The 8,870-nt window shown below is 45.5% G+C and carries 6 protein-coding genes; 2 read left to right on the forward strand and 4 right to left on the reverse strand.

Annotation, left to right across the window (positions count from 1 at the left end; translation table 11 throughout):
- Window positions 1-120: 120 nt before the first annotated feature.
- From MHN81_RS21865 to ileS, 4 genes are all read right to left on the reverse strand, one after another.
- On the reverse strand, window positions 121-456 hold the full coding sequence (locus MHN81_RS21865; RefSeq protein ID WP_023402320.1) for a phosphopantetheine-binding protein: 336 nt from the start codon (window positions 454-456) through the stop codon (window positions 121-123).
- Window positions 450-1,175, reverse strand: coding sequence for an SDR family oxidoreductase (locus MHN81_RS21870; protein ID WP_023402319.1), 726 nt, complete (start codon window positions 1,173-1,175; stop codon window positions 450-452). The genes MHN81_RS21865 and MHN81_RS21870 overlap by 7 nt, the downstream gene beginning before the upstream one ends.
- A complete protein-coding gene (locus MHN81_RS21875) occupies window positions 1,165-2,565 on the reverse strand; it encodes a fatty acid--CoA ligase family protein (RefSeq protein WP_023402318.1) in 1,401 nt (466 codons plus the stop codon). Before MHN81_RS21875 ends, MHN81_RS21870 begins: the two co-directional genes overlap by 11 nt.
- A gap of 445 nt (window positions 2,566-3,010) precedes the next feature.
- On the reverse strand, window positions 3,011-6,157 hold the full coding sequence (gene ileS, locus MHN81_RS21880) for an isoleucine--tRNA ligase (protein WP_023402317.1): 3,147 nt from the start codon (window positions 6,155-6,157) through the stop codon (window positions 3,011-3,013).
- A 606-nt stretch (window positions 6,158-6,763) separates the two neighbouring features.
- Here ileS and MHN81_RS21885 point away from each other — a divergent pair.
- Together MHN81_RS21885 and MHN81_RS21890 are read left to right on the forward strand one after the other, a co-directional pair.
- Window positions 6,764-7,888, forward strand: a complete 1,125-nt coding sequence (locus MHN81_RS21885) for a MupA/Atu3671 family FMN-dependent luciferase-like monooxygenase (protein ID WP_023402316.1) — start codon at window positions 6,764-6,766, stop codon at window positions 7,886-7,888.
- A 3-nt stretch (window positions 7,889-7,891) separates the two neighbouring features.
- A partial coding sequence (locus MHN81_RS21890; RefSeq protein WP_239426715.1) for a polyketide synthase occupies window positions 7,892-8,870 on the forward strand: 979 nt, incomplete at its 3' end.

An 8,870-nucleotide genomic window follows, 5' to 3' on the forward strand; every position in this document is an offset into this window, starting at 1 on the left:
TACGTTTATATATCTGAGTCACGCTAGATATGAACAGCTGAAATATCATAGCGAGCACCAAAGTGAGGGTGTATATGACCTGTGTGTCGCTATGATCTTGTATGTCAGTGTCTAGCTCGATTATCGTGTTTGATTCTTTATGGCTTTTAGCTCTTCGCTGAGGGCGTCATGTGTCTCCTCTGATTGGCCTGACAAGCCCAGTGTATAGGCGGCAGCGAGATCATCTATGGTAACGACACTGGTGATGGCAACCAATTCCTCGAATGGGTCAACTTCATAGCGCGCTTCTAGATTGCTGATCAGCTCGGCCAGATCCAGAGACGTTAATGACAATTCAGAAAATGCCGTGGCGCTTTCCAGCTGGGTGATCGGCTGCGACTTTTCAGACAGTATCGTGGCCACTTCTTGGATAATATTGTCCAATACTTCATTTTTAACTTGTTGTGCGTCTAACATGTAAAACCTCCATCTATGACGATGTTTTGTCCGGTGATAAAGTGCCCCTCAGTTGCTAAAAACAGCACCAACTTGGCAATCTCACTCTGTGTACCTAAGCGCCCAAGCGGCGTACGGCGCTCAATTTTACCTAAAATGTCATCTGACAGATCTTTCACCATGTCACTGGCAAAATAGCCCGGAGAGACAGAGTTGACACGGATCCCTTTTCTGCCGAGCTCTTTCGCTAAGCTTCTTGTCATGCCATCCATGGCCGCTTTTGTGGCACTGTAAATAGACACACCTGGTAAACCTCTTACGCCCATGATAGAAGAGATATTAATGATAAACCCGTCGCGGTTTTGCAGGAGTTTCTTAGACACTAATTTTGACAGGTAGATCTGTGCTTTGAGGTTGACATCCAGCGCCCGGTCAATGTCAGACGTACGCATTGTGCTGAGCACGCCATCCGCTCCAATGGCGGCATTATTGACTAGGCCGACAATATTGCCGAGTCGCTGCTGGGCTTGTTTGAGAAATTCGGTCAGAGCCTGATAGTCACTGCCGTCAACCGATTGCCAAAAAAAGCGCGGATCATCTGCAAGTGCTGTAACGTGCTCAGTACTGCCTCTTGAAAATGTTGCAACGGAATATCCTTGCTGCAAAAATTGGGATGCGATTTCGAACCCCAATCCTCGGCTCCCACCGCTGATCACAATTGTACCCTTTTTATTTTCCACTGGTTTGTGTTCCTTGTATCTTATTGATTTTTTTAAACCTTTCGCTATGATACTGCTCATTTACAAATTCGAAGTGTCTTGGAATTTTGTAGGGGGCTAAGGTTCGCTTACAGATATCTAAAATGTGTTTTTTTGCTTGCTTCGGATCGACCTCTTCATCAGTGTAAATTGTCGCGGCGACAATTTTTCCGGTGATCGGGCTCTTTTTCCCCCATACGGATGAATTCTTTACAAATGGAATTTGTAATAAGAAGGCTTCAATTTCGGCTGGAAACACCTTTTCACCCGCCACATTTATCACCGTACTTTGGCGCCCCAAAATGCGTATATACTCTCCTTGTTGTTCCACCAAATCTCCAGTACACAGCCACCCGTCACTCATTGCGGGGTTATCTTGGTTGAGGTAACCAAGCATGGCTGTTGGCGATTTGACCCACAGCACGCCATCTTGCACCTTATAGTCGGTTTTTTTTATTTTTAACCATAGCGAGTTACCTGCCTTCGACTCCGTGGGGAGTACGCCCAGCTCGCTCATACCATATGTTTGTTTTAGTGCGACTTGTGGCAATGCTTGTTGCAGCAAGTCGAGTGTTGCCTGTGGCATGACTTCTGAGCCATATGCGATCACAGTAAGCGAACTCAGATCTGCGCGTTGATGGCTGCGGTTGATCAATACCATGTTAAGAAAAGTCGGCGTAGTGGGTAATACATTGATGCGGTGCCTTTCAATGGCCTGACATACCGCTTCGGGGGTGCGTTCGGTCATACTGACCAAGGCGCACCCAGTCATTAAACATTGCATTAGGACATCAAAGCCACCAATATGATCGAAAAATAAAAAACCTGCGATGGTGGAAGTGGGGTGGTCTTTGCGAACTTGATAACGCTGCAAAAGCTTGTCCAAGCTGAGTAAAATTGCTTTGGGTGTACCTGTGCTGCCAGAGCTGTATAAGATCAATCCGGACTCTCCCAATGTGTCCAGTTGCTTTAATAACGCAGGCCTAGTGGTTGCAACGGGGGCTAGTGCGCTGCAGCACATGGTGTCGTCGCGTGTGTCGCACAGTAAATCTGGATGAACCGTGTTAATGATCGTGTCTAGGTGTGTAGCCTCGCTATTGAATAAGGGAGCGATTGTACACTGCTTGATATAAGCACAGAGCATCAACCCTAATGTTGTTGCGTTAAATACGCCATTGATGACAACGACACTGTGCTCTGTGATCGACTCGTTGATCAGCCAGTTGTGAGTACTTTGGGCAATGGCGTCAAAGGTAATGTGTTTTTCTTCTGCCACAACCGCGAGGGTATCACCGAACTGTTTTACACGATCCAAAATCCATGTTCTATCCACTAGGTTAGCTTCCTTTTTAAGTTGCTCATAAATCGTCATAGCTTATTGCCACTGACATAAACAGGTGCTATTACGCCGATCGCCACGCGTGACGACACATCCTTGATAGAACGGCGGGAAGCCTACAAGGTGATAGGGGATCAGCATCAAGTGACCTCAAAACACAGGCGATGCTTATGGAATTATAAGCGCAGAAATACCGCCCAGTTTAAAGGGATCTTAAATTATTATTTGTCTAGGCACTCAGGGTGTGGTGATTTTCTGATGTATGATAAACAGCACACCGACGGCGTATTTTCAGCCGTGTAATTGAATGATGAAAAACATTGTAAACATTGATAAATAACATGTAAAGCATGTATTGAGTCACAAGGTGAAAGGGGAAGGTTGGCGCATGTTTGCAGAAAATTGTCTGTTTATTGGTCTAATAAGCAGTGTGCACAGGCACGTAAAGTGTGACTGTGCACGCCTTGGCAACGCTAGATTATGTCGCTTTATTCAACTTCAGCAATAGCGTATGGCCTTCTACATCATAACGCGCAACCGTGTCATCCGATGCAATATCGCGCTTTTCAAAGCTCAATGCCAATGTCTCCGATGAGATGGTCTCTGTATGTGCAGCGATAGCCGCATCGAGTGCGTCATCACATGCATATTCGACATGAATACGGTCCTCGATCTTAAAGTCTAACTGCTTACGTGTTTTCTGAACACGGTTAACGATTTCGCGGGCCAGACCTTCAGCCAATAATTCCTCGTTTAGTTTACAGTCCAGTTCAATGGAAATATAACTATCCGAAATGACTTCTGAGCCTTCTTTTGGCTCACGGAAAGTGAGGATTTCTTCTTTGTCGAAGCGCATGCCTTCAAGTTCAATGCTGCCGTCTTTCTCTAGTTGGCGTAGTTGCTCACCAGTGAGTGCCTCAATAAGCGTTTTATATTGCTTAAATGATTTGCCCAACTTCTTGCCCAGCAAAGGTGAGTTTGGCTTGGCGTAGAAATTGATGAAGGTGTCTTCATCTTCACGGTAGACGACTGATTTTACATTCAGCTCAGATTGCAAGTAAGACTCTAGCTTCTTGATCTCTTGAAGTAGACCTGTATCGCGGTGGATCACGGTTAGGCTCATTAGAGGGATTTTGGTCTTGATCCGCTCTTTATTACGTTTTTGACGACCTAGCAGTACGACGTTTTGCAATAGCGCGAGTGCATCTTCAAGCTCTGGTTGAATGAGTGCTTCATCCACGGTTGGATAAGTACATAAGTGCACTGACTCTGGTTGCTCCTCTTTTTCTTGCAGGGCAAGCATTTCTTGATAGATATGCTCAGACAAGAATGGTGCAAACGGGGCCATGGCCAAGCTTAACTCGTAGATACAAGTGTACAGCGTCTGATATGCACACACCTTGTCTTCCGTCAGTGTTTCAGCCCAAAAACGTGAGCGATTAAGGCGGATATACCAGTTAGTCAATTGCTCAATAAACTCAAACAACACTGGAATAACGTTGTATAGCTGATAGTTTTCGATCTCCGTGGTGACCTTTAACTTCAATGTTTGCAGCTTTGACAGTATCCAATGATCCAACGGATTGGTGATTGTGTGCGCGGTATTTGACGGTTTCCAACCATCGATCTCTATATAAGTTTTCAGGAATTTAAAGGCATTCCACCAAGGTAGCATGGCACGACGAACAGTCAGTTTCACACCTTCGTTTGAAAAGTGTTGTGGTTCGCCTTTTACCAAACCTGAGTTTATTAAATATAACCGCAGTGCATCGGCACCAAACTCTTCCATGATGTCATCTGGCTGGGTGTAGTTGCGCAAGCGCTTCGACATTTTTTTGCCATCTTCTGCCATCACGATGCCATTAACAATGACGTTCTTAAATGCGGGCTTGTCGTGTAAAGCCTGGCTTAATACCAATAGGGTATAGAACCAACCGCGTGTTTGATCCAATCCCTCGGCAATGAATTCAGCCGGAAAACTAGACTCGAAAAGCGACTGATTTTCGAACGGGTAGTGGAGCTGAGCATACGGCATAGCGCCTGACTCAAACCAACAATCTAGCACTTCCTCAATCCGCTGATAAGTGCCTTCTTCACCCGCCACACTGAAAGAAATATCATCGACGTAGTCACGGTGCAAGTCATCGACACGGATCCCTGAATAGTGCTCCAATTCTTCTATGGAACCAATACACAAATAGTTGCCAGTTACGTCGTTGCGCCACAGCGGGATGGGTGTTCCCCAGTATCTGTTTCGCGAGACAGCCCAGTCAATGGCGCCTGCCAACCAGTTACCCATTCGGCCTTCTTTAATATACTCAGGAACCCAGTTGATCTGTTGGTTCAATGCCACGAGTTTGTCGCGCATTTGTTCTACTTTGACATACCATGATGGAATAGAACGATAGATGATCGGCGTGTCAGAGCGCGGGCAGAACGGGTAGCTGTGCACTATGGTGGTGTGGCTGTAGAGGTGACCGGTTTCTTTTAAGTGGCGAATGATTTTTTTATCCGCTTCTTTGACGTGCATACCGCTAAAGTCCGTCACTTCTTCGGTAAACTCGCCAACCATATTCAAAGGACACACAACGGCCTGAATATTTGCCTCTTTCATAACGCGGTTATCGTCTTCACCAAATGCTGGTGCGATATGTACGATACCCGTACCACTGTCCATGGTGACATAATCGTCTGCAAGGACAACAAATGCGCCTTCATTCTTTAATTCTTTGAAATAATCAAATAGCGGCTCATAGCGTTTGCCGACCAATTCCGCGCCTGTAAATTCTTGCACTACGGTTAAGTTTTTCCCTTTACCTATGGCTTCAAGGCGCGCTTTGGCAATAATAAAGTGGATATCTTTATCTTCATCTAACACTTTTATGTAGTCGGCGTCGGCTTTTACACATAACCCCAAGTTAGAAGGTAATGTCCAAGGTGTGGTGGTCCACGCTGCGATATAGCAGTCTTCGTCTTCTAATTTGAATAACACTTCAAGTGCAGGATCTTGCACATCTTTGTAGTTAGAACCCGCTTCGAAGTTAGATAAAACGGTGCCCAAAGTGGTAGAGAACGGTACAACCTTGACGCCTTGGGTGATAAGGTCTTTTTCCCAAAGTTGTTTGAACACCCACCATACAGACTCCATGTACCAAGGTTCCATGGTTCTGTAATCATTATCAAAATCGACCCAGCGGCCAATACGTGTAACGGTAGAGCGCCACTCTTTGGTATAGCGTTGAACGATACCTCGACACTCATCATTGTATGCTTTGATCCCTAAGGTCTCAACGGCCTCTTTGGCTGACATGCCCAAGGTTTTATCGGTTTCATGTTCAATCGGTAGGCCATGACAATCCCAGCCAAAACGGCGTTGGACATAATAACCTTTCATCGTAAAGTAGCGAGGGATAATATCTTTAATGGTGGATGCCAGCAGGTGCCCATGGTGTGGTTTACCAGTTGCAAATGGAGGTCCATCGTAAAATGCATAGGGTGGATTGTTGGCTGTTTGACGAAGAGATTTTTGGAAAATATCCTGTTTTTCCCAAAAATCAAGGACTTTTCGTTCCGCATCAACAAAGGAAAATGTATTCTGATCTGTATCGAGAGTATTGCCGTTCATTCTGCCAAAGTAACCTTTAATTAGAGTTCATTATGCTGTAGCGATAAGCTGATATTTCATCATACCATAAATTCAACAACGTAAAAGGCTTACGGTACTTATGGGATTATTTTCCAAGAGAATGATTGGTTCTGCGTGTGTTTTTACTGGCGCCGGGCACCGTTAGGTGTTCACTCGCAGTAAAACCCTTGTATATCTGAGCCTAAATATGTTATCAATTTAACTGTTTAACCTATTGTATTTATTGTGTGTTTAAACTACTTGGCGCAGTTATGACATGGTCCGTGGGGCGGGTGATTAATTGCACAGAGATTATTTCCTTAATTGCAATTAAAGATTTGTCTCACGCATGAGACAAAATGGGGTGAGCGAAACAAAAAATACGTGTAAAAATTCCTAAGCTGATTTTGCCAACGAACAATGGTTGGATTGTGTGGGAAAATTTTGCATAATCAAAAATGATTCAAATACGATTTCTACAACATCACATTGTCAGTGCCAGGGTGTTTGCCGCATGTGCAACGCTATAAAATTTATGTGTAACGATACATAGGGTGCTGAAGCGCAGTCGTTTTGGGCTGGAATAATTTAAGGATAAAATTATTGATGACGATACAAGCACTGTTAGGTATAGATACTGACTTTTCACCTGTGAAGTCAGATCCCAAGCCGGCTGGAGAAATGGCATTTAGCATGATGTTTTTCTCAGACATCCGCAAAGACATTACCAGCTCAGAGAAATACGACTTTATCACCGCGCTGACGCAGTTTGCAGATCAGTCTAAGTTCACCGCGGTTTACTTGCCTGAACGCCACTTCCACGAGTTTGGTGCGATTTTTCCTAACTCTGCGGTCATGGCTGCTTACCTTATCCCACAAACAAAACATATCCGCTTTCGAACTGCGGGTGTGAGCTTGCCACTGCACCACCCAGCAGAAGTGGTGGAGTGGTGGGCGATGAATGATATTTTGTCCAATGGGCGTGTTGATTTGGGGTTTGGTTCTGGGTGGAATAAACCGGACTTTATTTATGCCCCGCATAACTATGATGACCGCCGCGAGAAAATGACGGAGCAGATCGCCATCGTTAAACAACTGTGGGCAGGGGAAAGTGTTGAGTTTGAGGGGCCTGATAACGCTTATTATGCGACCAAAGTCTACCCAAGGCCAATTCAAAAGTCGTTGAATGTGTGGATGTTAGTCGCTCAAAATGACAAGGGGTTTGAGCAGGCAGGTGCGAGTGGTCACAATGTATTTACCATGCTTTACGGCGTTGATCTTGCCTCCATGGAGCGAAAAATCAGCATTTATCGGGCGGCGAGAAAACGAGCCGGTTTTGACCCTGAGACGGGGGTGGTCACACTGATGCTACACACCTTGATTGGGGATTCCATCTCGCAAGTAAAGCGCGCAGTGGAAAGCCCATTCAAAGCATATATTCGCAGTTCAATGGAAGCCCACTTGGCCAGTGACTCGTTGCAGAAAAAGGGCGCTGCTGAATTTGGTGAGCAAGATAAAGACAGTATTTTGGAGTATGCTTTTCAGCGATATTTTAAGACCGGTGCATTGTTCGGCACCGTTGAAGATGGCAAGCGGATCGTCAAACAGGCGCAGGACATCGGCGTGAATGAAATTGCGTGCTTAATGGACTTTGGCGTGGATTACGCATCAGTAAAGGACTCTTTACCCCATTTGGAGCAGCTCGTAGCAGCATATACAGGAGTGAAATAAGTTTTGGATATTGAAAAACAGCGACTGGCGATCAAGGATTTGATGCGTGAATACGCGACAAAACACACCGCTCAATCCGCCAACAAAGAAGGTGCCGACGAAGGAAATAGCAACTCCTCAGAACTAGAACCTATCGCCATTGTCGGGCTGGAAGGGTATTTACCTGGCTGCCAATCAGTAGCCGAGTTTTGGCAGCATTTAGATAAGGATGAGTCACTGATCGAGGAAATCCCTCAATCGCGCTTTGACTGGCGTTTATATGCTGATGAAGCACAAGATGGAGAGGTTCAGTCCGATAAAATGCGGTGTCGTTGGGGGGGATTTATTCCCGATATCCAAAGCTTTGACCCACACTTTTTTAAGTTATTACCCGATGATGCAGAGCGCATGGATCCCCAGCAACGTTTGTTACTGATGTCGGTGTATAACACCTTGGAAAATGCAGGCTATTGTCCGCAAGCACTGAAAGGCTCAAATACCGGGGTCTTTGTTGGTTTTGAACGCAATGAGTATTTATTGAACCTGATTGAGTCGGGCTATGATACGGGAGAGAGTCTACATCAATCGGACAGTATGATTGCCAATAATATCTCATACTACTTCGATTTTTCGGGTCCCAGTGAAGTAGTCAATACAATGTGCTCCGGTGCTGCTGTGGCGATACACAGAGCTGTAGTTGCACTGCGCGCGGGGGAGATTGAGCAGGCCATAGTTGGGGCGGCTAATTTATTGCTGCGACCAGATACCTTCGTGAAATTGTCGCAATCGCAACAGATGAGTCCAACACCGACAGTGAAATCATTTGGTGAAGATGCCGACGGCTATTTACGAGCGGAAGGGGTCGCCAGTATTTTACTTAAACCTTATTCCCGTGCGCGCAAAGATGGGGACGCTATTTATGCTGTGATCAAAAATTCAGCGGTAAATTATAACGGCAATCGTTCGGCATCCATTGCTGCACCCAATACCAACGCACATGCAT

This window comes from Pseudoalteromonas sp. Of7M-16 (assembly GCF_022347805.1).
Lineage (GTDB): Bacteria > Pseudomonadota > Gammaproteobacteria > Enterobacterales > Alteromonadaceae > Pseudoalteromonas > Pseudoalteromonas luteoviolacea_F.

Bases quoted from the DNA above. Each gene is read 5' to 3' on its own strand.
- MHN81_RS21885 (WP_023402316.1), top strand. From the start codon at position 6,764: ATGACGATACAAGCACTGTTAGGTATAGATACTGACTTTTCACCTGTG.
- MHN81_RS21865 (WP_023402320.1), bottom strand. From the start codon at position 456: ATGTTAGACGCACAACAAGTTAAAAATGAAGTATTGGACAATATTATC.
- ileS (WP_023402317.1), bottom strand. From the start codon at position 6,157: ATGAACGGCAATACTCTCGATACAGATCAGAATACATTTTCCTTTGTT.
- MHN81_RS21875 (WP_023402318.1), bottom strand. From the start codon at position 2,565: ATGACGATTTATGAGCAACTTAAAAAGGAAGCTAACCTAGTGGATAGA.